The following is a 25884-nucleotide window of genomic DNA, read 5'->3' on the forward strand; positions in this document are numbered from 1 at the left end:
TTTAATTGGTTAAGCACGGGACAGGCAAACGCGAAAATTGCTTTAGCTCCAAGTCTCGAACACGCGCGCTCGCCCATGTGCGGCCGCATTCGCGCCTGCCGTATTTTCGTCGCTTAAATATTCAGGTGTCCCGATGCTCACTGTCCCAACCCGTTTGCGTCTACGCGAACGCATGATGTACGCCGCCATTGCGTCGATTGCGGCGTCATTGCTGATCCTGCAAGGCGGCTGCAATTCCCGCGATGCAACACCGGGCACTGCATCGGCCAGCAGCGCCGAGACCACGAAGGTCACTTACTTCAAGTACCCCGACAATCCCGCGTTCGACCTCGTTTATCTCGCGGACAAGCTGGGTTACTTCGATGGCACCAGCACGCGTCCGAAATACGTGGGCAAAGTATCGGCGCCACAGATCATTCCTCTGGTCGGCACGGGCGAGATCGACTTCGGTACGCGCATGGTGCCACTCGTGATCTCCGCAATCGCAAGCGGGGCCGACATCAAGGTCGTATCCGCCGGCGGCGAGACATTGCCCGACGCACCGCATATGAAGTACTTCTCGCGCAAGGACTCCGGCATCACGCAGCCCAAGGACTTCGAAGGCAAGACGGTAGCGTTCAACAGTTTTGGCGCATGCGCGGAGTTCGTCACCAAGAAATATCTCTCGCAGCATGGCGTCGATGTTTCAAAAGTGAACTGGCTGGTTGTTCCCGACAACCAGTCGCAACAGGCGCTGGTCACGAAGAACGTGGACATCGCGATCATTCACCCGCCGTTCTCCGGCGCAGCCGAACACGACCCGCAACTTCACAAGCTCTGGAGCGACTGGGACGAGGATCACGGCCTTGGCGGAATGGCCCCTTATAGCGTGAACGGCGCGTTTGCACGCGCGCATCCGCAAGCGGTACGCGATTTCGTAACCGCTATTGCCAAGGCTGGAAACTGGGTCAACGCGCATCCCGACGAGGCCCGCAAGCTGACCGCCGAACGGCTGGGAATCGATGTCGATGTAGTCGAGCGTTATGCCTACGTCAAGGACCTCGTCGTGACCACGCCGCCGATCCAGTACTACATCGATATCCTCGAACAAGCGGGCAAGATTCCAAAGGGCAAGGTGAAAGTCGAGGACGTGTACACCAACGAATTCAATCCGTATGCGCAGCCTCCCGCGCGAGCGAATGCATCAACGAATGCAGGCAAGTCCGCGATGAATGCGCCGGCGGAAGCGGCACCGTGAGCGCCGCGTCGCTTCATCATGGCAAGATCGTCGCCGAGCAGCTGGGCCTTGCCTACATCGATCAGGGAACGCCGGGGCGCTCGCGCAGCAACGTCGTGCTTCGCGATTTCAACCTGTCAGTGCGAGAGGGCGAATTCCTTTCGGTGCTGGGACCGAGCGGCTGCGGCAAGTCGAGCTTCCTCAACATACTCGCCGGACTCGTGCCGCAGACCCGCGGCGATGTGCGCATAGACGGACAGATCCTCAGCGGCGTCAGTCGCAAGCTGGGTGTCGTGTTTCAGGGGTATGCGCTGTTCCCGTGGCGTACCGTCATGGAGAACATCGAAATCGGTCTTGAGATTCGCGATGTGAAACGGGCCGAACGCCGTGCTGAAGCCGCGCGATTTCTGTCGCTCGTCGGATTGCAAGCGTATGGCGATCATTACCCGCACCAGCTTTCAGGCGGCATGCGCCAACGCGTTGCCATTGCACGCGCCCTGGCATACGGACCCGAAGTGCTGTTGATGGACGAGCCCTTCGGTGCGCTCGATGCTCAAACGCGCGAGTCGTTGCAAAGCGAACTACTTGGCATTTGGGAGAAGAGCGCAAAGACGGTGGTGTTCATCACACACAGCATAGACGAAGCGATATTTCTCTCTGACCGCGTGGCGATCATGACGCGCGGTCCCGGCAGGATCAAGGAAATCGTCGATATCACGCTGCCACGGCCGCGCGATGACACCGTGCGAAATTCGACGGCGTTCCTGGCGTTGCGGCAACGCGCCTGGAGCCTGCTGAAAACCGAGGTCGCCGAAGTACGCAATGCGCCGGCTCAAGAGCAAACAAGGACCGTCCATGCGTAATCGATCAACCGCTACCACCGTCTTTGCTGCGAGCGAGCCATTCGCATCCGATGCATCCAACAGCGCTGCCGACTCGCCACTAAAAGAACCTTCGCCGCTGCGCATTCATGCCGTGCGTGTCTTCGAACGCAGCATTGCGCTGATTGGATTCCTGCTGTTGTGGGAGTTGCTGCCGCGCCTTGGCATTGTCAGCTCGGCGTATCTCAGTCCGCCGTCGTCGGTCATGATCGCAATCGCGCATCTCTTCGATACCGGCGAAGTCTGGAAGCACATTGGCGCCAGTGCGTTCCGGTCGCTCGCCGGGTTGTTGCTCGCCGTCGCGGCCGGAATTGTCGGCGGATTTTTGCTGGGCTGGTTCCGGCGTGTCGAACGCGTCGCCGATCCGCTTTACCAATTGCTGCGGCAGGTCTCCGCATTCGCGTTGTTTCCTGTGTTCATGCTTTTTCTCGGCATTGGGGAATCGTCGAAGATCGCGATCATCGTGTGGGCTGCATTCTGGCCGGTGCTGCTCAACACGCTGTCTGGCGTAAAGCAGGTCGAGCGAATCTTTATCGATTGCGCCCGGTCGATGGGCGCCACGCAAGGCTTTATCTTTGCGAAGGTTATTTTGCCTGCGGCCTTGCCGCAGATACTGACAGGCATCCGCCTTGCCGGTGCATACAGCATCACCGCGCTGGTCGCCGCTGAAATGATCGGTGCGCGCTCGGGCCTTGGTTTCTACACGCTGAACTCGCAGGAGACGTTTCAGATTCCCGATATGTACGCGGGTATCGTATTGCTTGCGCTCTTTGGCTTGCTGATCAATTACGGCCTGTCGTTGCTCGAACGCAAGCTGCTGCGCTGGCGTGTTGGCATTACACAAAATGGCTAGCGACAGCGCTCGCTTTCCCAATTCCTGGTCATGGTCAAGCACGCGCAATCGCGCGGCCGCTTTTTTGCTGGTTCTCGTACTTGCCGGCGTGGCGTTAAGCCAGTTTGTCAGTCTTGAGAGCCCGTTCGCGGCGGCACGGCTTCGCGGCACGCTGATTGTCGCCGTGCCACCACGGCCCGCACCCGTGTTGAACGTCGGCCACGTGGATCGTACGTTGCGCTCGCCTGACCCTTTGTCGGCCGCATTGGCCGCCGACCTGGGACGCCGTCTCGGATTATCTGTCGACCTGCTGCTTCGCGATCCTGATTCAGCAGCGGCCGCCGTCGCGACGGGCAAGGCAGATGTAGCAATCGATGGCCTGCCGTTTCAACCGAATGCATCGCTATCTTTTGCCCCCGTCTCTTACGCGAACGGCCGAGGCCTGGGACTCGTCCTGCGCCACGGACAGGTCCACGACTGGCAAGACTTGCATGCGGGATCGATCTGCACGTCGACGGGCAACGTGTACGGTTCTCGCGCCGCGAAACTGCATGGCGCGCGCCTTCTGGCGTTCGATCGCCCGCTGGCCGCGCTGCTGGCCTTCCAGGCCGGCGAATGCACCGCATTGGTGGACGACGAGCTCATCATCAAGTCATTATTGAAGCAACCCGACTGGAGCTATTACAGGGTACTTCCCGGCGCCATCGCGCCCACGCCTGCATTCATTGCGACTCCCGGCGGCGATGCCGCAAGCATGCGTTTCATCTATACCACCGTGCGCGGCTGGCGCCAGAGCCGATGGCTTGCAACCGTGCGCGAGACGGTAGCCAAGCAGCTTGCCTTCGACATGTTCATCGCCGAGAACGACTTGTACTGTCACTGACGCGGCTCGCCATCAGACCCGGAGTTACCCGAATCCACCGTATACCCTAAGCCCGCTTATCTTGTAGTTGCTTCATTCATCACCTATCCTCTGAAACGTTTCAGTCGATAGCGAGTGGGCTTTCCATGCGCGTTTCTGACAGAACCGTTCCCACGCTGCGTGATGTCGCGAATGCGGCGGAAGTGTCTGTCGGCACGGCGTCGAAGGTACTCTCCGGCGCATCGGGCGTGAGCGCCGAGCGTGCACGCCGCGTCTGGGATGCCGCACGTCGAATGGGCTATCGGCGAAATGGAATCGCAGCGGATCTGCGCCGCGGCCGTCCGACTTCCATAGGTCTGGTCCTCCCCGACCTCACGAACCCGTTCTTCGTCGATATCGCGCGCGCCCTCGAAACGCATGCGCTTCAGCACGGTTACCAGCTCATCCTGGCTCACGCCGGCGAGGACCCGGAACGCGAAACAGAACGCATCCGCTTTGTCATGTCTCGTCAGGTTGCAGGCATGATCGTCATCCCGTGCAGCGGTTATCAACACGCTCAACACGCAATCTCCGAGGCCCGCGAATGTCATGTGCCGCTCGTCATGGCGGATCGCGTGGACGACACTTTCCCTGCAAACACGGTGACGACCAATAGCCGCAGCGCTTCCGCCGAAGGAACCGCGCACCTCATTGCGCTTGGTCACAAGCGCATTGCGTTCCTGGTGAACACACTCAAGCTTGTGAACTCACGGGAGCGCGCCGAAGGCTACATGGACGCAATGCACAACGCCAACCTCGACACATACGTTTCTGTGGTCGAATGTGGTATGACAGCCGCGCAAAGCCACGCGGCGACGTTGAAGATCCTGAGCGGCTCGATGCGTCCGACCGCCCTCTTCACCGGCTGCAATGTCACCACATTGGGCGCGCTGCGCGCCATTCGCGATGCCGACTTGCGGATTCCCCTGGACGTGTCACTGCTTTCCTTTGACGACGCCCCGTGGATGTCCGTACTGCGGCCGTATCTCACTTCGATCCGCCAGCCTGTGGAAGCCATCGGCCATGCTCTCTGGCAGTTGATGCTCAAGCTCTTGAGCGGCCAGCAGGACGAATGTGTTCATTTGAGTTTTACGGCGGAATTACTGGTGCGTGAAAGCACGGCACACGCGCCCGCCGAAACTGCTGTATCTGGATGAAACGTTTCAGACGAATCACGACCTAAAAACAGGAGACATGGCGAATGGACCTCGAGAAACGTACCCTTGCCCGCGTGACCGCGCGGCTAGTGCCCTTCCTTATTCTTTGTTATTTCATCGCGTATCTGGACCGCGTGAATGTCGGCTTTGCGGCATTGCAAATGAACAAGGACCTTGGATTTTCACCTAGCGCTTTTGGCTTTGGCGCAGGCATTTTCTTCATCGCGTATTTCTTCTTCGAAGTGCCGTCCAATCTGCTGCTCGAGAAATTCGGCGCGCGGAGATGGATTGCACGGATCATGTTCACCTGGGGCATCCTCGCAGGCGCGATGGCTTTCATTCCGCATATAGCACGGTATACAGGGATGTCCGCCGCGCACGTGTTCTACGCGCTGCGCGTTCTGCTCGGGATTGCCGAAGCGGGATTTTTCCCCGGCATCATCTTCTTGCTGACGCTCTGGTTTCCCGGCGCTTATCGCGGACGTGTAGTCGGTTACTTCATGGTCGCGATCCCGTTGTCCACAGTCATTGGTGCGCCTATCTCCGGTGCGCTGCTCAACCTGGACAAGCTTGGTGGTCTTGCCGGCTGGCAATGGGTGTATCTGATCGAAGCGTTGCCGGCCTTGCTTCTCGCATTCGCGGTGCTAGCCTATCTCACCGACAAACCCGCCGACGCAAAGTGGCTCAGCGACGAAGAGCGCGACTGGCTCGTCAACCGCCAGGCTGAGGAGCGCAAGCAACGCGAAGCCGTACGCAGCTTCAGCGTCAAGGAAGCGCTGTTCAATCCGCGCGTGCTTGCCGTTGCACTGATCTATTTCGGTGCGAATGCAACGAATTACGGCTTGAGCTTCTTCTTGCCGCAGATCGTTAAGGGGTTCGGCCTGACGAATGTGCAAACGGGACTGGTGACGTCGCTGCCCTACGTTGTGGGTGCAATCAGCATGGTGTACTGGGGACGTCATTCGGACCGCAAACTCGAGCGCAAATGGCATGTAGCGATTGCATTACTGGTTGCGGCCGGCGGAATCGCGGCATCGACCGCGCTGGACAATCCGGTACTGAAAATGATCGCGCTGTCGATTTCCGGCTTTGGCATCTTCGGCTGCCTGCCCGTTATCTGGACATTGCCCGCGGCATTTCTTTCAGGCGCGGCGGCGGCAGGCGGCATTGCCGCTGTGAACTCCCTTGGCAATCTTGCGGGCTTTTTCGGACCCTATGCGATGGGCTGGATCAAGGACAGCACCGGCAGTTTCGCAGCCGGACTGCTGTGCCTCTCGGGCGCCGGGCTGGTGGGCGTTGCCGCCGTGCTGCTGCTCAAACACGATACGGCCCTGGAAAGCGCGCCGCGCGGCACCTTTGCCGAAGAACGCCATACGTGAAGGGTCCGATCAGAATGCGGTGTTTTCGCTTGCGATGGCTTTCCTTCGCGAGCGAAAACCGATCATCCATCAATTGTCCTTCCCGCCAGCCTCCAAAGCCGGCGCATATCCCAATCGTACGCACCGTCCGCGGTTGCGAGCCAAGCAACTTTGAATCCCACACAGAAGACGCGATCACAATACCGACCGGCAATGATTAGCCGAACACGGAACGTGCGGCCATTGGCCTCACCCATGTGAAAAAATTTTCCGCCTCTGAGTTGATTCGTAATCCAAAGTAGTTTTATTAGCCAAAATCTTGATCTGAATAAACGAAAGTCGTGACCGCACCTGTTATTGACCAACGCAAGCATGCCCAGCAACGCCGCCTTGTCGGACCGGACACCTGACGCGGTACATCGCTGCTACGGCGTCGACCCGAAACCACAGCGGCATTTTTGGATGTTTCAGCCAGTTCCATCTGCACGATCACCGTCCCAAACCAGGTTGTTACGGGAAGTCACAGCCATTCGAGCACACCCAGCAAACCTCATAACGCGACGATTCGCCGTTGCTAAGCGAACACTTTTTCAAAGCCAGATGGTTCGCTTAGCAACGTTAAATCATCGCGTTTTTTGAGCCAATTTTGACGCGCCATTAATGCTTTGCGCGAGTGTGGGTTTCCCCTCGTATACCCCATCCGATATGAAATTCTGTGCTTTACCCTCTCATGGCTTTACCCAAGTTCAACCCTTTTTAAATTGGATCATCGCCATGAACCTTAAAAACAACCCAGCTTGCCGTCCCTTCCTCGAGGCCGGAGACCTGTCACAAATTTCCGCATATTACGAGGAAGAACGCCGCACCATGTGGATGATGCTTCGTTCACGTCCGCGTCCCTGTTTCACGCAAGAACTCGTCAATGACATCATTGATCTCGCGCGCGCCGCAAGAGAGTCAGGCTTGCGCTTTGACTTCTGGGTCACCGGTTCTCTCGTTCCGGATATCTTCAATGTAGGCGGCGATCTCGATTTCTTTGTCGATGCCATTCGATCCGGGCGGCGTGAATTGCTGATGGCTTATGCACGCTCATGCATCGACGGACTCCATGAAATCTATAGCGGATTCGGGACCGGCGCCATATCCATTGCAATGGTCGAAGGCACGGCATTGGGAGGTGGATTCGAGTCAGCCTTGGCACACCATTTTCTGCTCGCGCAGAACGATGCAAAAATGGGTTTCCCTGAAATAGCCTTTAATCTCTTTCCCGGCATGGGCGGTTATTCACTGGTCGAACGCAAGGCCGGCATGCGGCTGGCCGAAGAGTTGATCAGTACCGGAGAAGCGCATACCGGCGACTGGTACGCGGAGAAGGGAATTGTCGATCAGACGTTCCAGCCGGGCGACGCATTCCTCGCGACGCGCACCTTCATAGATGGCGTCCGTCCCAAGCTCAACGGCATTCGCGCAATGATCAAGGCGCGGCAACGCGTACTGGCGTTGCCGCGCGCTGAACTGATCGAGATTACCGAGGACTGGGTGCGGGCCGCTTTCACAATTGAAGAGAAGGACCTGGCTTTCATGGAGCGGCTGGTGATGTTGCAAAACCGCCGTGTGTCCAAGCTGAAGATGGCGAACCTCGACCATCATTAAGCTGCATCAGGCTTCACTTACGCTCTTTGATCAGGCTCTTTAACCAGGAGAAGCTCAGGCGATAAGCCTGAGCTTTCTTTTTTCGGCGAGCCATGCTTCGAATGCGCGGGCAGGCATGGGCCGCGCATACAGGAAGCCCTGCACAAGATCGACACCAAGGCCACGCAGGAAATCCGCTTCAGCCTCGGTTTCCACGCCTTCGGCGACCACGGACAAACGCAATTCATGTGCAATCGCCACCATGGCGCGAACAAGCGCTTGCGGTTTGCTGTTTACATCGATTCCCTTGATGAAGCTTCGATCAAGCTTGATGGCGTCGAGCGGAATACGTGATAACTGCGACAACGACGAATAGCCCGTACCGAAGTCGTCGAGATGCACACGCACGCCCATCTTCCGGAACTGGCCGATCAGCACGAGCGCCGCTGCTTCGTCTTCAATAAAACAGCTCTCGGTCAGTTCCACGTCGAGCATGCATGAACGCGAGTGCGTTTCCGCCAGTACCTCGGTGAAATGCTTGACGATATCCGTATCGCGTAACTGGCGCGCGGACACATTGATGGATATACGCAAGTCGATGCCCTGCATCTGCCAGTTCGACGCCTGGGTGGCAGCGGCATGCATGACCCATCGTCCAAGCGGACCGATCAGTCCGGACTCTTCTGCATAGGGAATGAAATCGAGCGGCGAGACCACGCCGCGCTCCGGCGAATTCCACCGGACCAATGCCTCGACGCTGTCGACCTCGCCGCTTCTCAGGCTGACTTTCGGCTGGTAGTAGAGCTCGAGTTGCCTTTCTTCCAGCGCCTTGCGCAGGTTCGTATCGAGCCAGACATATTCCGCGACCTTGCGGTTCATTTCCGGCGTGAACACGCGATACGTATGCTTGCCGTCATCCTTCGCAACATACATGGCTGTGTCCGCACTGCGGATCAGGCTCTCGAGCCGGTCGCCGTGCTCGGGATATAGCGCAATCCCAATGGAACAGCCTGTATAGAGCTTGATCAGACCGAAGTCGAACGGCTGCTGCAAACTGCTCAGAATGGTTTCCGCCGTCTTCGTCAAGAGCGCAATGGTCGATTTCCTGATGACCACGACGAACTCGTCGCCACCGAGCCGCGCGAGCGTATCGCCGGGGGCCAGGCAGCTCTTGATCTTCGCCGAGACCTCGCGGATCAGCCGGTCGCCGACCACGTGCCCGTAGTGGTCATTCACCTTCTTGAAGTTGTCGAGATCGAGAAACAGGATGCCGAGGTGTTCTTCGCCAACGTTATCTCCCGCCTCTTTTTCGGCCGCGATGGCGTTCTCGATTTCTTCCTGAATGGCCTTGCGATTGAGCAAGCCTGTCAGCTCGTCGGTTGTTGCCTGCTTGACGAGCAACTGCTGGGCCTTGCGTTCTTCGGTGATATCCGTACCCGAGCAGATGAGAAAGCGCTCGTCCACACCGCTGCCGCTCTGCACGAATTTATTGCGGAACAGAAAGAGACGAGGTCCTGTGACCGTGTTGATATATCTCTCGACCTGATACGGCTGGCCGCTTGCAAAAAAGCCATTGATATTGCTTCGCGATGCCGCGCCCTCGTCGTCCGACATGAAAAGCACGTATGCGCTCTTGCCAATGACGTCTTCCTCGCGCATGCCGGTGACTTCCTCGCACATGCGGTTAAAGCGCTGAATAATGCCGCGGCCGTCGAGAATGACGACGAGCGAATTCACTTCGGAAACAACTTGCTCCGCGAATGCGAGGCCATGGACAAGATCACGGGCGACCGACGACGTGTCCGTATAGTCCGATGCCGTGCCGGCCCATTCACGAATATTGATCTTTTTACCGACCAGATGCAGCCGGTACGGGTAACCGAAAATCTTGATGTCGAGCGCCAGATGAGACGTTACGCCCGTGAGCGCCCTGATCTGCGCGGCCTGGGACGCGTCGAGCGGCACGCTCACGTTCGCGGGTCCCCGCACGGTAGCAAGTTCGAGCGCGTTACTATCGATCGACAGCCGCCAGCATGGGCTGGTCGTGCCAAACCACGTGAACAGGTCCAGGCCGTCTTCTTCAACCATCATCAGCAACTCCAGAAAAAATTCTCTGACTGCCGCCCCGTCAGCGCGTCCCGCCAGATCCACCCGATGCCGCCGCTCACGCGTTCACATCTGGAGTCAACTTCAACCTGCGAGTCCGCTTCACAGCACCGCGAAGTACCAACGCTCCGGTGCTGGCCCAAACAGTAAGTCGCCTTTAGTCAATTATTTGATCATATCTTACGCGGACTGCAGAATCAGCGCCCGAATTCAAAACAAAAAATAGCGACAAAATGCTGCAAAACTCCAACAGAACTATTGCATTAGCGTTTCAATAAACCGCCGAGTATTTGTCTAATCATTTAATAGCACTACCGTTTTTTTATTCAATGCGAATATGAGTCCAGGCGTGGCGATTCCAAACCGTTTTCAAGGTCCACTCTGTTTTCAAGGTGTATCCGGAATAACGGCGGCGCCATTCGAAAACTTGACAGATGAAGGCGCACCTCCTTACGACAAAGCTTCCCTGGATCAAAGCATTGCGCCAGCGTCGTCGGCCGCAGCCGCGAGATCGTCAGTGTCGAACTCGCCAGCCAGGCCTGCCGTCTTGCGCGAGCGCTGTGATTCAGGCAAGTCCTGGTATCGCAGATAGGCGCATTTTCCGTCGGACTTCGCAGCATACATGGCGGCGTCGGCATTGAGCAAAAGCGCGCCAGCCGAGATGCCATCCCCGGGAAACTGGCTGATGCCGATGCTCGCGCCCACCGTCATGCGCCGCTCGTTGACAAGCAGCACGTCGTCCAGCGTTTCCTTGATGCGGGACGCGATTTCGGGCGCCGGGCCCGCCGAACGCGTACCGTTGATCAAGACCACGAATTCGTCGCCGCCGAGCCGCGCGACCATGTCGGCGCTGCTCAGCAAACCCTGCAGGCGCCGCGCGACTTCAACGAGCACGTCGTCGCCGGCCGAGTGGCCGTATTGATCGTTGATCTGCTTGAATCGATCCAGATCGACGAACAAGACCGCAAGCGGTGCGGCGCTCGCTGCAGCGTCGCGGATCGCTTCCTCGAGCCGCTCCATGAACAGCATCCGGTTGGGAAGTCCCGTCAGCACGTCGTGGCGCGCGAGGTGCGCCAGTTCGTGTTGCCTGCTGTGCAGCCCGTCGATGTGCGAGCGGATTTCGCCGCGCATGCGCTCAAAGCAGCGCGCCAGCACGCCGATTTCGTCGGTGCGGCGCACCGGCAGCGCCTGCATGGTGTGATCGGCGAAGAAATGGGTTGCGGCGTGCGCGAGCGTTTGCAGCGGCTGGACCAGTGCACGCGCGAACATGACCGCCAGGACGATGGCAAGCAGACTCGAGATCAGCACCATTCGAACAATGCTGTTGCCGAGCATGCTCGCGCCGTTGAGTGCGTCCGAAAGAGGGCGTGACAAACCCAGCACCACAAACCGGTTGCCTTCAGATTCCCCAAACGGCCTGCGTATGAAAGCGAGTATTCGCGCCGACGCCTGAACGGGCTGCGCCAGCCCGTTCAGCACCACGGCGGATCGTCCTGCTTCGAACAGCGGCCGCGTCGCGGGAAAGCGCTCCTGCATGAAGATCCGGCGTCCCTTGTCAAAACCGAATGTCTGCGATGCATCCGGATGAACGAGGAAATCGCCCCATTCGTTGGCGAGGTAGACCTCGTAGTTGCCTGGCAAGTCGACCTGCAAGCGTTCAAGCAGCCTTGCAAGATCGACGTCGATCACCACCACGCCGACCACCACGCCATGGTCGTTCGCAACCGGCGTTCCAAGGCGCAGCGTGGGGCGTCCTTCAGCCGCGTGCGCGCCGCGCTCGTGATTGACCGTGATCGGCGATACATAGATATGACCCACGCCGAGCGCAAGCGTATCGAACACGTACGCAAACTGCCCCTTCTCCTGCAGCCCGCTGTCTTCGACCCGCACCGCGCGGTTCGCGTCACGGTCGAAGCGGATCAGTTCTAGACCGTGGTGTCCGCGCGCGATCAGCCTGACCTGCAGGTATTCCCGGTGATGCGCCATGAAACTGAAAAAAACCTGGGCGAGTCTCTCGCGGGCGGCGTTCCTGCCCGCGCCGTCATCGGCCTGCGCGATCGCCGCCGACGAAGGCAGCGAAGCCAGCACCTGTGCGTCGGCTGCAATATCCTCGATGGCGACCGACGAGCGCTGCGCCAGCAGTTCCGTCGATGTCATCAGGCTGTGCTCGGCCTCCTTCACGAGCATCGTGCGATTCGCGCGATACGCGTAGTAACCGGTCGCGCCGGACGCCAGCACGCCGATGCACGCAAGCAAGACGGACAGCCTGAACGTCAGTCCGGGGCGCAGCATCAGAACCGCCCTGGCCGGTCGCCCGAGACAATCCGGCTCCACAGGGCCTCGCGCCGCTGACTGTCTTCCACCGGTTCGATCCAGACAATGTGCGCATGCCCGCTGCTTTCCGGTTCCGCGCTCAGGGTGTTGGCAAGGCCCTGGCGCTGCGTGAGTTGTTCGCTCACGCGCGGTTCGAGCATGAAGTTGATCCACGCCAGCGCGAGCGGACGATTGACCGCCGAGTTCGTGATGGCCCAGCAATCCAGCCACGCGAGCGCACCTTCGTCGGGAATGACGTAGCCCACATCCGCGCCGGCGCGTCGCAGCAACGCGACCTGTTGCGTGCCGTAGTTGCCGAACATCAAGGCCGCCTTATGTTCGATGAAAAACGCGGCCGCCTCTTCCGGCAGCGTGTAATAAGTGAGGAGATTGCGGCGCAGATCAATCAGCCTGCGCGTGATCGTCCGCATTTGCGATGCGCTTAGATTGAACGGATCGCGATAGCCCAGCGCCAACGCGGTGAAGGAGTAGTTGTGCTGGCCGCTGTTGAAATCCAGGACCTTGCCGCGATAACGCGGATTCCATAGTTCGTTCATGGACCGTGGCGCGACGGCGATCTGCCTGCGATCGTAGATAAGCCCCATCGACGAATACGTAAACGGAATGGCGTACACCTTGCCGTCGCGTGTCAGAGCGCCCATGGACGAGAGTTCGCGAAAGCGCGGCAATTGCCGCCGGGTATTGGGAATGCTTGCGAGATCGAGCGGTGCGAGCAGGTTTTCGTGCGAATAGTGTTCGATCTCGGCGGTGTTGGCAGCGAAGACATCGAATTGGGGCGCGGCGCCCGCGTGCATCCTGTCGTGCAGCGCCTCGTCCGAGTCGATCAGCGTGACTTCGACCTTCGCGTGATAGCGCGACTCGAATTGCCTGACGACGTCGCTGTCCGCGTAGCCGGGCCACGCCAGGACCCGCAAGACATTTCCGGCCGCAAGCGCCGGCAGCGCAAGCATTGAACAGACGCTCAGGATGAACGCGGACGCCATTCGCCGGAAGCCGGATGCATTCACCGCATCGCGGCGGCGGAATGCAATGGCAATCGACGTTGAAATCGAGATCGCGAGAGAGCTAAACGTCGCGCCGATGCGCGCGGGCGGCAATTGCCGAACGGATCCTCCGGCACCACGCATTGGATTGTCCTTGTCTATTTGGCGTTAGCGTTGGCGTTGGCGTGCGCGAACCTTAACGCTGGCCGCTTTATATGGGTTCATCCCATGACAGGTTTACGGCGTGTTTTCTCGAAGCTTTAAGTTCAGGCGCACTGCTGCTCCACTGCGCTCCGAGACCCTTCGAGCCGCGTCGCGCACTGCCCTTTTCCAGACTCTTAAGCATAAAAACCCTAAAGAATTTGTGGGTACATGCCGTTACCCATGGGTAACGTAAATGCATGAAAAGCGCGCCCGCCACCTAACGGTGCGTCGCCTTCCAGAAGAGAGAAAGGACACATCAAATGCGCAACAACCAGCCTGTCACGCAGCACGAATACGAGTTCCCATCGACGGAAATGCTTGTCTCGGCGACCGATCTTTCTGGAAATATCAAGTATTGCAATCCGGCTTTTATCGACGTATCCGGCTATTCGCGCGACGAACTCATCGGCCAGCCGCACAACCTGATCCGCCACCCCGACATGCCGCGCGATGCCTTCGCCGACATGTGGACGACCATCTGCGGCGGCCGGCCCTGGACGGCGCTGGTCAAGAACCGCCGCAAAAATGGCGATTTCTACTGGGTTCGCGCGAACGTGACGCCGGTTATCGAACATGGCAAGGCGGTGGGTTTCCTGAGCGTGCGCGTCAAGCCCGGCCGCGACGAAGTAGCGAGCGCCGACGCGTTGTACGCACGTATGCGAGCCGGCGCGATGGGGTCGCTGCGTCTTCAGCAAGGCGTGCTTGTGCGCCGCGGGGTCCTGGGCAAGCTCGGGGCATTGATGCACATGCCCGTGGCCAAACGCGTGGCGCTCGGTTATGCAAGCGCGCCGCTTGCAGTACTGGCGAGCGGACTGGTTGCGTATAACGGCGCGCCGCCGCTGCCGTTGTGGTTCGCTTTTGGCGTGAGCGCATTGGTGAGCGCGTTCGGCTGGGCCAGCGTGTCGCGCCAGATCGGCGCGCGCGTGGGCGCAATGTCCGGTTACGCGTCACGCATGGCGGCAGGCGACCTGACGGTATCGATGGAAGCCGGCAAACGCGACGACCTCGGCGAAGTCCAGCACGCGCTCAACCAGCTCAAGGCGAATCTGTCGGCCATTGTGCTAGACGTGCGTGGACAGATTGGCGGAATGATGGACGCGGCGCGCGAAATCTCCAGCGGCAATATGGATCTGTCGCGACGCACCGAGTTACAGGCGGCTTCGCTGGAGCAAACGGCCGCGACCATGGACCAGTTGACCAGTACCGTGACGGGCAACGCGGATGCAAGCGTACGGGCGCTCGAACTCGTGAAGGAAGCGCAGACGGCAGCAAGCGATGGTGGCAAGATCGCCATTCGCGTTGAAGAAACCATGGCGGGGATCAACACGGCGTCGCAGCGGATCGCGGACATCACCGGCGTGATCGATGGCATTGCGTTCCAGACCAATATCCTCGCGTTGAACGCGGCGGTTGAAGCGGCGCGCGCGGGCGAAGCCGGCCGCTCGTTCGCAGTGGTCGCAACCGAAGTGCGCAACCTGGCCCAGCGCTGCGCGGCATCGGCGAGAGAGATCAAGGTCGTGGTCGAGACGAGCGTTGCGCAGATCGCGGAAGGCACGGATCTTGTGTCGCGCACGACCAGCCAGATGCGCGCGATCGATGCCGCCGTGCATCGTGTATCGGCGATCATTTCGGAAGTGGCGAACGCGAGCAGCGAGCAGGCCGAAGGCATCCGGCAGGTCAACCAGGCGGTCGCGCATCTGGACGGATCGACCCAGCAGAACGCCGCATTGGTCGAGCAGGCGGCTGCGACGGCGCTGCGGCTCGCCGAACGCGCGGACGTGCTCGATGAAGCGGTAAGGCTTTTCACCGTGAAGGAAGCGCCGGCGGTTTGAGGCAGGCTCACGGCACGCGGAAGCCTGCAAGCGGCCCGCACCGATAGAGCGTAGCCTTGACGGCCCGGCACAACACGGCATGAAAGGGACAGACGCATGACACAGCTTTTCGATCTGAGCGGCCGCACGGCGCTTGTCACCGGTTCCGCGCGCGGCATCGGCTTCGCGCTCGCCGAAGGATTGGCGAATGCGGGCGCGCGCGTAATCGTCAACGGAACGCGGGCCGACACCGTGAACGAAGCAGTCTCGCGTCTGACGAACAAAGGACTGAATGCGCAAGGCCACGCATTCGATGTCACGAACGAACAGGCCGTGCACGACGCCTTTGCGGATTGGGACAGGCAAGGCGTGCAGGTCGACATTGTCGTCAACAACGCCGGCATCCAGTTTCGAAAGCAGCTTGTCGAGCTTGAACTAAGCGACTGGCAACGCGTGATCGATACCAATCTCACGAGCGCGTTCATCGTGTCAAAGCAGGCAGCCAGACGCATGATCGAGCGCGGAGCTGGCGGCAAAATCGTGAACATCGGTTCGCTCACGAGCGAGGGCGCGCGTGCGACTGTTGGCGCATATACGGCCGCGAAAGGCGGCATCAAGATGCTCACGCGCGCCATGAGCGCGGAGTGGGCCGCCTCGAATATCCAGGCGAACGCGATTGGGCCGGGTTACATCCTCACCGACATGAACAAGCCGCTGGTCGAGAATCCCGCCTTCGACGCGTGGGTCAAAAGCAGCAATCCGTCGCAACGATGGGGCACGCCGGAGGAGCTTGTTGGCGCGGCGGTGTTCTTGTCATCGGCGGCGTCGAGTTATGTGAACGGGCAGATCATTTATGTCGATGGCGGGTGGCTCGCCGTGCTTTGACGGTTGAGCGGTGCGCGCCGCGTTCAAAAACCGTGTCTTCCGCTCGTTTAACTAGCGCAGACGGTGGGTTGGGTCGCGGCAACCTGCGGCGCCTTTGCGGCAGTTCCAAGCAAACTTCCGTTTGCCACAACGGACGCAAGCTACGTATTCTTGAAGAACACCCCGCCTACGCCACACGCTTCAAGCAGCGTTGCAACACGGAGATGCCATGAGGTTTCTGGTGGCCGATGACCACGAACTGATTCGACAAGGCGTGAAAGCGCTGTTGCGCGGCCTCGACCCCGACGCCCAGTTCGACGAAGCCGACAGTTGGGAGACGCTCGCCGCGGCAGCCAGGCCGGACGCGAATCACGACCTCGCGATAGTGGACCTGCACATGTCCGGCATGGAAGGCGCGGTATCGCTGCAGACGCTGTTGAAGGCGAATCCTGCACTGCCGCTGGTGGTCTTGTCGGCGGAAGAATCCGCAGACGAAATGCGCGCGGTGCTGGCCGCCGGCGCGCTCGGTTTCGTGCCTAAACGCGAACCCGCCAGCGTCATGCTCAAGGCGATCGAACTCGTGCTTCTCGGCGGCGCCTACGTTCCCATTGAAGCGCTTAGTCTGCTTGGCCCGGCGCACGCGCCCGCGCCGCCTGCCGAGCGTTCGGGCGCGGCTGTGATTGAGTCGTCGCCCGTTGGGATCCAGCCGCATCATCGGCACCTGATGGAAAACCTGTCGCCGCGGCAACAGGAAATCATGCGGCTCGTGTACCGCGGCTGGACCAACAAGATGATCGCGCGCGAACTCGGTGTCGCGGAAGGAACCGTCAAGGTGCATCTGTCCGTCATGTTCCGCGCGCTGTGCGTTCACAACCGGTCGGCCGCGATCGCACTGATCGGCGGCTGGCTGGAAACCGGCCGCACGCTTTGATCAGGACGCCGGGGGGTGGCGCTCCAGCTCGGCGTTGCGTTCGCTCTGCTGCCAGAGCGCGTCGAGCGTGCGGCGCAGGCGGGCGGGCGTCACCGGTTTGTGCAGGACGGGAATGCCCTGCGCGGCGAGCGTGCTGAGTTCGGACGACGCCATGTCGCCCGTGATCATGAGCGTGACGATATCGCCATCGCCCCGCTCCCACAGTGCCTGCCGAACGGCGCGCACCGCTTGCGCGCCGGTCCGGTGGTTACCAAGCTGGTAATCGCAGAGAAGCGCGTCAGGAACGAAATCCTCTTCGACTGCCTGCACCGCGGCGCGCTCGTCCCGAACGCTGCGCACGATGCAACCCCAGCGGCCAAGCAGCCGTTCGAGCGCGGCGAGAATGGCGGGATCATCGTCAATGCAAAGAATCCGCCGCCCTGCAGCCGTTGGGCCTGCCGATGCTGCGTCACTCAGTCTCGCCGTGATCAGGGCCGCATCGCCGCGCTTGACCGGTACGCAGACTGTGGTGCCGCGTCCCGGCGCAGAGCGCAGCGTGACATCACCGCCAAGCAGGTTCGCCAATCGTCTGACGGTAGGCAATCCCAGCCCATGTCCCTCGCGTGGTTTGCCGTCTGGCAGCCTTGCCTGATAGAACTCCTCGAACACAAGCTCCTGCTCTTCCGGCGCAATGCCGATTCCCGAGTCACGCACTTCGATCCGGCCAATCGCCTGCCCGCCGCTGCTTCTATAACCCATCCATATCGCGCCGCGCGCGGTGTAACGCACGGCGTTCGATATAAGGTTTCCCAGTACGCGCTCAAGTAATACCGGATCGGTGAAGGCGACGGCGTCGGTCGGCGCGATACGCAATGCAAGACCCTTCGCCGCCGCGAGCGGCCGGTATTGGTTATCGATGCGGGCAAAAATCTCCGAGAGCCGGAAATGCAGCGGAATCACCTGCGTCACGCCGCTTTCGAGGCGCGCCAGGTCGAGCACCTGATTGAAAAGTCCGTTCAGTGATTCAACATTTGCAATGATGCTGTCGGCCGTTTCGCTGCGTAGGGTAACGGAGGCCAATGTGTCCTTCAGCGACTCCGCCAGCAAGCCGATGGCATGCAAGGGCTGGCGCAAATCATGGCTCGCCGCCGCGAAAAAGCGCGTCCGCGCGCGGCTGGCCTCCTCCGTCACGCGCTGCTGGATGGCAAGCGACTCGGCCAGGACCTGCTGGTTCACGCGCGCCTCGACGACACGCCTGAACAGCTTCCGGTAACGCGCCGCATACACGTTCATCGCGATAAAAAACGCGACGAGCACCACGCCGATCACGATCCGGTCGCGCGTGGGCGAGCTGAAGTTCAGCACGATCGCGGGCATCAGGAGTAACGGAATTGCGCTGGAGAAGTTGCACAGGTCAAAGCCGCTCGACATGAACACGCCCGCCGCCAGTGTGACCAGCAGCACGGTATGGAGGATCGGCAGGTCGGCCTGCTGGCTATGAAACGCGAACCAGATCGAAAGGCCGGGCGCGCTGTACAGCACGACGCTGCGCAACGCGTGAAGGTTGATCCACTGACGCGGACCAAATACCCGTGACCAATAACGGTTGCACGCCCACAGTGCAATTCCGCCACAATTAGCAATGCTATAGAAGACGATCCAGGCCGTGAACAGGCCTTGCTGCGGGATGGCCCGGAAATAGACGGCGCTCAGGGCCGCAATGGACAACCAGTGTGTAACGAATGCAATGGGGTCCTGCGCATAAAGGACCTTGGCCAGATCCTTTTCTATTTCGCGCCGCATAGAATCGTTCTGCATCTTGTCAGCCCCTTTTTACCGGTTGCGCGCCTGGCTGACGCACATAGTGATGCATTCGGGTGACTCAAGACCGCACGACAAGGAACCTTGCAGCTAGAACGAGTGGTGGTGTACATCCATGGAAACGGTAAGAACCTGAAAGGTCCTTACACAAGTTTACCCGACGGCTATTACTTTAGCCATATAGCCGAACCCGCGTCCGATCACCATACTTCCGCTCGACATCCAATAAAAATTCGAGGGAGAACACCATGGACACCACGGCAATGCGCGCGTGCGCCGCACGCCCCGACAGCGCGATACTTCCGGATCTCTGGCGCCGCCGCACACATCTGTCGCATGACGAAATGGTGTCCATGTACCATCTGGTACGCGGCGCGTTGCGCGCTTACCATCCGCTCGAACTCCAGTCACTGCGCGAAGATAAAGAAGAACTCGTCGCGCAGTTTATTTACGCCAAGGTGCTGCGGCTCGAACCGGGTCACTCCAGCGCCAAGTCCTGCGCTGAGAGCGCGCCATCGAACAACTACGCCATTTGCGCTTATTTCAGGCGCTATCTGATCGATTGCCTGCGCAGCGCGAGCCATCAACGCAATGTATCGATGGAAGTAAGCGGCATCGACCAGCAGGTTGACGAACACGCCCAGGCGCTCGACGATCCCGTCAATTCGGTGCTGTTGCAGCATGGTCTAGATGAAGCACGCGTGCGGCAACTCGCGCGCGAGTTCGTTGGCGGACTTGACCGCCATGAACGTGTGGTGCTCGCGGGAACGCTGGGCCGGGATTCCAGCCGCAAGGGCGGGCTCTCGCGAATCGCCGCCGAGCACAAGGTCCCTTCGTATCACTATCGCGCGGTGAAACTGGGCGTCGCGTTGAGAAAGACAGCGCGGCCAGCCGACTTCGCGGCGACCAAGATTGGCCGCTGGCTCAGCGACGTGGTTGGTATTGCGATCAACGAGGAGAACCAGCCGGTCATGCTGGTCGTGCTCGATCTGCTCGCGGCGGAGTCCGTTCGAGGCGTCAATGCCTGCGCGAATTCATACGCGGCCATGCCCGCAATCGCGTGAATCCGCCGGTTTTCCGCATATTCGGCACCTTCGGCGCATTCAGCAACGCGCCTATTTAACCGTCTGGATCACTTCGAAACCTTCGAACTCCGGATGCCCCAGGTATAGCGAGCGTGTTCCATTGCCCGCATTGCGATGCGCGGCACGGAACGCCTCGCTTTTCGTCCAGCCTTCGAAAGCCTCGTAATCCGACCAGATCGTGTGGCTGGAATACAGGACGTGGTCTTCTTTTTTTGGTCCTTTCAGAAGGTGGAATTCCACGAAGCCCGGAACCTCCTTGAGATGCGTATCCCGGCTGGTCCAGAGTTCTTCGAACTCGGCCTCGGATCCGGGGGCCACTTTGAAGCGGTTCATGGCGATGTACATAGGGTCAGCCTCCTTTGATCGAAACAGTGTGACGGCGCACCAGTTTATCTTTATCGCGCGGCGCGGGTTCGGGCGGTAATGCGTGTCTGCGCCTAATGGCGGCCAAGCAAGCTCCTGGCGCTAGTGGTATCGTGCCGCAACCGGATGTCCTCGCCATGGCGTGGATTGCAGGCATCTCACCGGCGGGTCGCCACAGTGCAACCTCATTCAGCGTTCCGGCATCGGCGGAACGATCTCGCATGCCTGCCGGCAGTCCGCACCTCAAAAACAGCATCCAGTCATTCAATCTGTGGAGTATGCATGTCCTCGAATTCGCCGACCGCCGCCGCGCGTCCGGCCCAGGTCAAGATGACCCGTGGCCTGATTGCATTGTTCGCCTTCTGTTGCGGCGCCATTGTCGCCAATATTTATTATGCGCAACCGATCATCGAACTGATCGGGCCGGATATTCACCTGTCGAGCAGCGCGGCAAGCCTGATCGTCTCGCTCACGCAGATCGGCTATGCGCTGGGATTATTCTTCCTCGTGCCGCTCGGCGATCTCCTGGAAAACCGCAAGCTGATGATCACGACTGCGCTCGTCGCAATCGCCAGTCTCACGGCCGCCGCACTCGTCCATCAGCCGCACGCGTTCCTTGCCATCTCGCTACTGGTCGGTTTTAGCTCCGTCGCGGTGCAGATCCTGATTCCGCTCGCGGCGCACCTCGCACCGGATGAGTCGCGCGGACGCGTGGTCGGCACGATCATGGGCGGTTTGCTGCTGGGCATATTGCTGTCGCGGCCCATCTCGAGTTTCATTGCGGGTCACTTCGGATGGCGCGTGGTATTCGGCTCGGCTGCCGTGCTCATGGCAATCGTGACGGCGGTTCTCGCGCTGACCATTCCGGCGCGGCAGCCCGATCACCAGGCAACCTATGTACAACTGCTCCGCTCACTTGGGACGCTGGTCGCGACCATGCCCGTCCTTCGGCATCGCGCGTTGTACCAGGGCCTGATGTTCGCCACGTTCAGCCTGTTCTGGACCGCCGTGCCCGTGGAACTGATCCGTCATTACGGACTGACGCAGAACGGCGTGGCGCTCTTCGCGCTGGTCGGGGCAATTGGCGCGACATCCGCACCGCTTGCAGGACGGCTCGCCGATGCCGGCCATTCCCGGCGCGCAACGCTGCTTGCCCTGGTCGTTGGCGCGTTGTCATTCATGCCGTCGCTCATTCATCCGGCGTGGGGCGTGGCCGGGCTTGTAGTGACGGGCGTCGTGCTCGACTTCGCCGTGCAGATGAACATGGTCATCGGCCAACGGGAAATCTATGCACTCCATGCCGCAAGCCGTAACCGTCTCAACGCACTTTATATGACAAGCATCTTTATTGGCGGTGCGTGCGGCTCGGCGATTGCGAGCGTGATGTTCGAGCGCGGCGGCTGGACGCTGATTGCGAGCGTCGGGAGCGTGTTTCCCCTGCTCGCGCTGCTGCATTATTTGTTTGCCGGACGCTCGGCTGCCACGCGGCGGGCCTGACGCTTTTCAAGCGCCCGACAACGTGAGTGGCGCCGCCGCTGCCGACAGCGGCGCGCTATAGACGCCGCCTGATCTGCCTAATCCTCGAACTTCTCGACCTCACGCCGCTTGCCAAGCAGCATGGCGTCGGCGACATGCTGCAGCGGACTGATATCGACATCACTCGTCCCCGTCGATATCAACTCGAAGAACCGTTCATAAAGACCCGGATACTCCCGCTCCGCGCCGATGTCGTGCACCTTGCCATCGATCTTCAGGAACTTCCCGCCCTGAGCCAGATGCAGGACGCCACTGCCCGTGGTCACCTCGATCTGCCACAACTCCTGCGAACCAAAGCGCCAGTCGAATTCAGCACGGATCGGCGTGCCGGACACATCGCTGAAATCAAGATTCGCGGCAATCGGATTGTCCCTGTTCGCCGGCACGAACAACTCCGCCGACTTCAGGAAAAACGCACGCGGCAAGATACGCGTGACAATGGACAACGCGTTGATGCCCGGATCGAATACGCCCAGGCCGCCCGGTTGCCAGATCCAGTCCTGCCCCGGGTGCCAGCGGCGCACATCTTCTTTCCATAGCACGTTGACCGCCGTGATGGTTTTGTCTGCAAGCCATGCGCGTGCGGTTTCAACACCTGGCGCATGACGCGAATGCCACGATGCGAACAGGGTGCATTGATTCTGCCGCGCCAACGCGGCGAGCACCTGAACCTCGGTCACGCTTGCGCCGGGCGGTTTTTCGAGCATCACGTGCTTGCCTGCTTCGAGCGCCGCACGTGCCTGCGAGAAGCGGACTTGCGGCGGCGCGCACAACGAAACAGCCTGCAGTTGCGGCTCAGCCTCAAGCATTGCCTCGACATTCGGGTAATTGTTGACACCGTCAATTCGTGCATTCCGGCTTGCGCCTGCAATGAGCCTGAATCCGGCGTGCCCGGCGATAGCAGGCAAATGCTGATCGCGAGCAATCTTGCCGACACCGGCAATGCCTATTGCAACTTGCTCTGTCATGGTTGGACCTTAAAGAAAGCTTGGTTGATCTGATGCGCGCCAATGCTTATGGCAACGCGTGTGGCATATCGGCGCCTCGACATCCTACGAGAAACCGGCTTTATCCGACGTGAGAGTGTTTCACGCGCGCGGGGGTGACTTCCATGGCCGTCAGTTCCTGCACGATGCCGCAATCGCCCACGGCCTGTTCCACCGCGCATCTGCTCCTTAGCTTGCCGAGTTGCGCCCTCAACTGCTGCAACTCTTCTATCCGATGATCCACATGAGAAATGTGTTCATCGACCAGTGCATTGATGGCGCCGCACTGCTCCGCCGGCTTGTCGGTCAGTTGCAGCAATGCCCTGATCTCGTCGTGCGCCATATCGAGCACCCTGCAGTTCCTGATAAAGCGCAACCGCTCGACGTGGACGGCGGAGTAATCCCGATAGTTTCCGCTGGTGCGCTCGGCATCGGGCATCAACCCCTCTTTCTCGTAAAAGCGGATGGTTTCCGTGGTGCAACGCGCGCTTTTCGCAAGCTCTCCGATTTTCATGCGACCTCCCGATGGTTTTCCGATAGTGCTTGACCTTGAAGCAACTTCAAGGTGTCTACTACATCATAAATCCAGCAGGGAAGCCACGATGCATGATTCAACCGATGTAGGACCAGGACGCCCACAGCACATTCCGCACGAAAAGAGCGAGCACGATTGCTGCGGACTTCGGGCCGCAAGCCGTGTGCATCGAGAGCACGACGATCCTGGTCATGCTGACCCCTCGTGCTGCAAAGCGGCCCCCGCCATGGCCCCGGCGAGCGTCTCCGGCTCGCAGCAAACCGGCCGCAATGTCCGGACACCGATCCGGATCATGCAGATGGACTGTCCGACTGAAGAGACCCTCATCAGAAAGAAGCTCGGCGCGATGAAGTCCGTCAAAAGCCTCGAATTCAATCTGATGCAGCGGGTATTGACCGTCGAGCACACGCCTGGTTCGCTCGATGCCGTCCTGGACGCGATCCGATCGCTTGGATTCACGCCGGATCTGCCCGGCCCGGCCGGCAAGCCCGATGCCGCGGCCGTCGAATCCGAAAAAGCGTGGTGGCCGCTCGCTCTCGCAGGCGCTGCAGCTGTTGCTTCGGAAGCAGCAAGCTGGTCAGGCGCGTCAGCGTGGCTTTGCGCAATCCTCGCGATCGCGGCGGTGCTCGCCTGCGGCATGAGTACCTACAAGAAGGGCTGGGTTGCGCTCTCCAACGGCAACCTGAATATCAATGCACTGATGAGCATTGCCGTGACCGGTGCGCTCGTTCTCCGGCAGTGGCCCGAAGCGGCCATGGTCATGGTTCTTTTCACCGTTGCAGAACTCATCGAGGTCAGGTCGCTCGATCGGGCGCGCCATGCTATTCGGGGACTCATGCAGCTCACGCCGGCGAAAGCGACGGTGCGCCAGGCCGACGGCACATGGGCCGATGTGAACGCGAAGACCGTGCAGATCGGCGCGGTGGTGCGCATCAAACCCGGCGAGCGCATTGGCCTGGACGGTATCTTGACAAGCGGCCGCTCGGCAGTCAATCAAGCGCCCATCACCGGCGAAAGCCTGCCGGTCGACAAGACCGTGGGAGACCCGGTCTTCGCAGGCACGATCAACGAGTCCGGCTCGCTCGAGTTCACGGTGACGACCGTGGCCGGCAACACGGCGCTTGCGCGGATCATCCACGCTGTAGAACAGGCGCAGGGCGCCAAGGCGCCGACTCAACGTTTCGTGGACCGCTTCGCTCGTGTCTACACGCCTGCTGTGTTCGCAATCGCGCTGGCCGCGGCGCTTGTCCCGCCGCTTTTCCTCGATGCAAGCTGGAGCGAATGGATCTATAAAGCGCTTGTCCTGCTTGTGATCGCGTGCCCATGCGCACTCGTCATTTCCACGCCGGTCACGATTGTGAGCGGCCTCGCCGCGGCGGCTCGCAAAGGAATCCTGATCAAAGGTGGCGCGTACCTCGAAGAAGGCCGCAAGCTTGCGTGGCTTGCGCTCGACAAGACCGGCACCATCACTCATGGCAAGCCCGTACAAACTGACTATGAAGAACTCAGCGGACTCGGTCACGCAAGAAACCGGCGGATCGCGGCGGGCCTTGCAGCGCGATCGGATCATCCGGTGTCGCAATCGATCGCACGTGCTGCAGAAAATGATCGGGTCAAGCTTTTTCCGGTCGACGAATTCGAAGCTATCCCCGGACGCGGCGTGCGTGGAGTGGTCGAGGGACGATCGTATTCGCTCGGCAATCATCGCCTCGCGGAGGAAGCCGGTTTGTGTTCACCTTCTATCAAACAGCGTATCGACGCACTCGAGCGCGAAGGAAAGACCGTCGTCACGCTGAGCGATGACCGCGAAGTACTGGCGCTCTACGCGGTCGCCGATACAGTCAAGGAAACGAGCCGCGAAGCAATCGGGCAGTTGCATGGCCTCGGCATCCGTACCGCCATGCTGACGGGCGACAACGCGCATACGGCGGGGACGATCGCGAGGAAAGTCGGCATTGACGAAGTGCTCGGGAATCAGCTTCCCGAAGACAAGTTCAAGGCAATCGAGGACCTTGGCGCCAACGGGGCTGTCGTCGGGATGGCAGGCGACGGCATCAACGACGCCCCGGCGCTTGCGCGCGCCAACATCGGCTTTGCGATGGGCGCCATGGGAACCGGCACTGCGATCGAAACCGCGGACGTCGCACTCATGGATGACGACCTCCGCAAGATTCCTGCATTCGTTCGGCTGTCGAAGGCGACCCACGTCATCTTGGTCCAGAACATTGCGCTGGCGCTCGGCATCAAGGCGATCTTCCTGACGCTCACACTGGGCGGAATGGGGACGATGTGGATGGCCGTCTTCGCCGATGTCGGTGCAAGCCTCCTGGTGGTCGGCAACGGGCTGAGGTTATTGCGCAAGTAATTTG

Annotated in this window: 20 protein-coding genes; 13 read left to right on the plus strand and 7 right to left on the minus strand. The window is 60.2% G+C overall.

Annotation, left to right across the window (positions count from 1 at the left end; translation table 11 throughout):
• The first annotated feature begins 133 nt into the window (after nt 1-133).
• The 7 genes from ACRWA7_RS04200 (at nt 134) to ACRWA7_RS04230 (ending at nt 7998) form a co-directional block, all read left to right on the plus strand.
• Entirely contained in the window at nt 134-1237 is a 1104-nt protein-coding gene (locus ACRWA7_RS04200; RefSeq protein ID WP_438390192.1) for an ABC transporter substrate-binding protein, read from the plus strand.
• Nucleotides 1234-2079, plus strand: a complete 846-nt coding sequence (locus ACRWA7_RS04205; RefSeq protein WP_438390193.1) for an ABC transporter ATP-binding protein — start codon at nt 1234-1236, stop codon at nt 2077-2079. The genes ACRWA7_RS04200 and ACRWA7_RS04205 overlap by 4 nt, the downstream gene beginning before the upstream one ends.
• Complete coding sequence (locus tag ACRWA7_RS04210; RefSeq protein ID WP_438390194.1) at nt 2072-2950, plus strand: ABC transporter permease; 879 nt, start codon at nt 2072-2074, stop codon at nt 2948-2950. The genes ACRWA7_RS04205 and ACRWA7_RS04210 overlap by 8 nt, the downstream gene beginning before the upstream one ends.
• Nucleotides 2943-3812: an ABC transporter substrate-binding protein gene (locus ACRWA7_RS04215; RefSeq protein ID WP_438390195.1), complete on the plus strand. Its 870-nt coding sequence runs from the start codon at nt 2943-2945 to the stop codon at nt 3810-3812. Before ACRWA7_RS04210 ends, ACRWA7_RS04215 begins: the two co-directional genes overlap by 8 nt.
• 125 nt (nt 3813-3937) lie before the next feature.
• A complete protein-coding gene (locus tag ACRWA7_RS04220) occupies nt 3938-4987 on the plus strand; it encodes a LacI family DNA-binding transcriptional regulator (RefSeq protein ID WP_438390196.1) in 1050 nt (349 codons plus the stop codon).
• A 44-nt stretch (nt 4988-5031) separates the two neighbouring features.
• On the plus strand, nt 5032-6366 hold the full coding sequence (locus tag ACRWA7_RS04225) for an MFS transporter (protein ID WP_438390197.1): 1335 nt from the start codon (nt 5032-5034) through the stop codon (nt 6364-6366).
• 753 nt (nt 6367-7119) lie between these two features.
• Nucleotides 7120-7998 (plus strand): crotonase/enoyl-CoA hydratase family protein, encoded by an 879-nt coding sequence (locus ACRWA7_RS04230; protein ID WP_060857339.1) that lies wholly within the window; start codon nt 7120-7122, stop codon nt 7996-7998.
• Nucleotides 7999-8052: 54 nt separating this feature from the next.
• On the opposite strand, the gene pdeR is transcribed toward ACRWA7_RS04230, so the two are convergent.
• From pdeR to ACRWA7_RS04245, 3 genes are all read right to left on the minus strand, one after another.
• The gene (pdeR, locus tag ACRWA7_RS04235) at nt 8053-10068 is read right to left on the minus strand and encodes a cyclic di-GMP phosphodiesterase (protein ID WP_438390198.1); all 2016 of its coding nucleotides are present in this window, start codon (nt 10066-10068) and stop codon (nt 8053-8055) included.
• Nucleotides 10069-10554: 486 nt separating this feature from the next.
• The gene (locus ACRWA7_RS04240) at nt 10555-12375 is read right to left on the minus strand and encodes a diguanylate cyclase domain-containing protein (RefSeq protein WP_438390199.1); all 1821 of its coding nucleotides are present in this window, start codon (nt 12373-12375) and stop codon (nt 10555-10557) included.
• Entirely contained in the window at nt 12375-13367 is a 993-nt protein-coding gene (locus ACRWA7_RS04245) for an extracellular solute-binding protein (protein ID WP_438391051.1), read from the minus strand. The genes ACRWA7_RS04240 and ACRWA7_RS04245 overlap by 1 nt, the downstream gene beginning before the upstream one ends.
• A 497-nt stretch (nt 13368-13864) precedes the next feature.
• On the opposite strand from ACRWA7_RS04245, the gene ACRWA7_RS04250 reads away from it, so the two are divergent.
• The 3 genes from ACRWA7_RS04250 to ACRWA7_RS04260 all read left to right on the plus strand — a co-directional run bounded on the left by ACRWA7_RS04250 (nt 13865) and on the right by ACRWA7_RS04260 (nt 17210).
• Nucleotides 13865-15436 carry a methyl-accepting chemotaxis protein gene (locus tag ACRWA7_RS04250; protein WP_438390200.1) on the plus strand — a complete coding sequence of 524 codons (1572 nt, stop codon included), beginning with the start codon at nt 13865-13867 and terminating at the stop codon, nt 15434-15436.
• Between the two features lie 96 nt (nt 15437-15532).
• A complete protein-coding gene (locus ACRWA7_RS04255; protein WP_438390201.1) occupies nt 15533-16300 on the plus strand; it encodes an SDR family oxidoreductase in 768 nt (255 codons plus the stop codon).
• Between the two features lie 208 nt (nt 16301-16508).
• Nucleotides 16509-17210, plus strand: a complete 702-nt coding sequence (locus tag ACRWA7_RS04260; protein ID WP_060857344.1) for a response regulator transcription factor — start codon at nt 16509-16511, stop codon at nt 17208-17210.
• Here the strand turns inward: ACRWA7_RS04260 and ACRWA7_RS04265 are convergent, their stop codons facing one another.
• Nucleotides 17211-19007, minus strand: coding sequence for an ATP-binding response regulator (locus tag ACRWA7_RS04265; protein ID WP_438390202.1), 1797 nt, complete (start codon nt 19005-19007; stop codon nt 17211-17213).
• Between the two features lie 251 nt (nt 19008-19258).
• On the opposite strand from ACRWA7_RS04265, the gene ACRWA7_RS04270 reads away from it, so the two are divergent.
• Nucleotides 19259-20074 carry a hypothetical protein gene (locus tag ACRWA7_RS04270; RefSeq protein WP_438390203.1) on the plus strand — a complete coding sequence of 272 codons (816 nt, stop codon included), beginning with the start codon at nt 19259-19261 and terminating at the stop codon, nt 20072-20074.
• A 51-nt stretch (nt 20075-20125) separates the two neighbouring features.
• On the opposite strand, the gene ACRWA7_RS04275 is transcribed toward ACRWA7_RS04270, so the two are convergent.
• Nucleotides 20126-20440, minus strand: a complete 315-nt coding sequence (locus ACRWA7_RS04275; RefSeq protein WP_060857347.1) for an antibiotic biosynthesis monooxygenase family protein — start codon at nt 20438-20440, stop codon at nt 20126-20128.
• 300 nt (nt 20441-20740) lie between these two features.
• On the opposite strand from ACRWA7_RS04275, the gene ACRWA7_RS04280 reads away from it, so the two are divergent.
• Nucleotides 20741-21955, plus strand: coding sequence for an MFS transporter (locus ACRWA7_RS04280; RefSeq protein WP_438390204.1), 1215 nt, complete (start codon nt 20741-20743; stop codon nt 21953-21955).
• Between the two features lie 77 nt (nt 21956-22032).
• On the opposite strand, the gene ACRWA7_RS04285 is transcribed toward ACRWA7_RS04280, so the two are convergent.
• Both ACRWA7_RS04285 and cadR read right to left on the minus strand, forming a co-directional pair.
• On the minus strand, nt 22033-22962 hold the full coding sequence (locus ACRWA7_RS04285) for a Gfo/Idh/MocA family protein (RefSeq protein ID WP_438390205.1): 930 nt from the start codon (nt 22960-22962) through the stop codon (nt 22033-22035).
• Between the two features lie 100 nt (nt 22963-23062).
• Nucleotides 23063-23494 carry a Cd(II)/Pb(II)-responsive transcriptional regulator gene (gene cadR / locus ACRWA7_RS04290; RefSeq protein WP_438390206.1) on the minus strand — a complete coding sequence of 144 codons (432 nt, stop codon included), beginning with the start codon at nt 23492-23494 and terminating at the stop codon, nt 23063-23065.
• 247 nt (nt 23495-23741) lie between these two features.
• Here cadR and ACRWA7_RS04295 point away from each other — a divergent pair, with 247 nt between their 5' ends.
• Nucleotides 23742-25880, plus strand: a complete 2139-nt coding sequence (locus ACRWA7_RS04295; RefSeq protein WP_438390207.1) for a heavy metal translocating P-type ATPase — start codon at nt 23742-23744, stop codon at nt 25878-25880.
• The last annotated feature ends 4 nt before the right edge of the window (nt 25881-25884 follow it).

Source organism: Caballeronia sp. DA-9 (assembly GCF_051615025.1).
Taxonomy (GTDB): domain Bacteria; phylum Pseudomonadota; class Gammaproteobacteria; order Burkholderiales; family Burkholderiaceae; genus Caballeronia; species Caballeronia sordidicola.

Coding starts and splice junctions, on each gene's coding strand:
- cadR (WP_438390206.1), bottom strand. CDS start 23,494: ATGAAAATCGGAGAGCTTGCGAAAAGCGCGCGTTGCACCACGGAAACC.
- ACRWA7_RS04220 (WP_438390196.1), top strand. CDS start 3,938: ATGCGCGTTTCTGACAGAACCGTTCCCACGCTGCGTGATGTCGCGAAT.
- ACRWA7_RS04265 (WP_438390202.1), bottom strand. CDS start 19,007: ATGCAGAACGATTCTATGCGGCGCGAAATAGAAAAGGATCTGGCCAAG.
- ACRWA7_RS04285 (WP_438390205.1), bottom strand. CDS start 22,962: ATGACAGAGCAAGTTGCAATAGGCATTGCCGGTGTCGGCAAGATTGCT.
- ACRWA7_RS04250 (WP_438390200.1), top strand. CDS start 13,865: ATGCGCAACAACCAGCCTGTCACGCAGCACGAATACGAGTTCCCATCG.
- ACRWA7_RS04200 (WP_438390192.1), top strand. CDS start 134: ATGCTCACTGTCCCAACCCGTTTGCGTCTACGCGAACGCATGATGTAC.
- ACRWA7_RS04245 (WP_438391051.1), bottom strand. CDS start 13,367: ATGCTTGCGCTGCCGGCGCTTGCGGCCGGAAATGTCTTGCGGGTCCTG.
- ACRWA7_RS04295 (WP_438390207.1), top strand. CDS start 23,742: ATGGCCCCGGCGAGCGTCTCCGGCTCGCAGCAAACCGGCCGCAATGTC.
- ACRWA7_RS04255 (WP_438390201.1), top strand. CDS start 15,533: ATGACACAGCTTTTCGATCTGAGCGGCCGCACGGCGCTTGTCACCGGT.
- ACRWA7_RS04280 (WP_438390204.1), top strand. CDS start 20,741: ATGTCCTCGAATTCGCCGACCGCCGCCGCGCGTCCGGCCCAGGTCAAG.
- ACRWA7_RS04260 (WP_060857344.1), top strand. CDS start 16,509: ATGAGGTTTCTGGTGGCCGATGACCACGAACTGATTCGACAAGGCGTG.
- ACRWA7_RS04210 (WP_438390194.1), top strand. CDS start 2,072: ATGCGTAATCGATCAACCGCTACCACCGTCTTTGCTGCGAGCGAGCCA.
- ACRWA7_RS04275 (WP_060857347.1), bottom strand. CDS start 20,440: ATGTACATCGCCATGAACCGCTTCAAAGTGGCCCCCGGATCCGAGGCC.
- pdeR (WP_438390198.1), bottom strand. CDS start 10,068: ATGATGGTTGAAGAAGACGGCCTGGACCTGTTCACGTGGTTTGGCACG.
- ACRWA7_RS04270 (WP_438390203.1), top strand. CDS start 19,259: ATGGACACCACGGCAATGCGCGCGTGCGCCGCACGCCCCGACAGCGCG.
- ACRWA7_RS04215 (WP_438390195.1), top strand. CDS start 2,943: ATGGCTAGCGACAGCGCTCGCTTTCCCAATTCCTGGTCATGGTCAAGC.
- ACRWA7_RS04240 (WP_438390199.1), bottom strand. CDS start 12,375: ATGCTGCGCCCCGGACTGACGTTCAGGCTGTCCGTCTTGCTTGCGTGC.
- ACRWA7_RS04230 (WP_060857339.1), top strand. CDS start 7,120: ATGAACCTTAAAAACAACCCAGCTTGCCGTCCCTTCCTCGAGGCCGGA.
- ACRWA7_RS04225 (WP_438390197.1), top strand. CDS start 5,032: ATGGACCTCGAGAAACGTACCCTTGCCCGCGTGACCGCGCGGCTAGTG.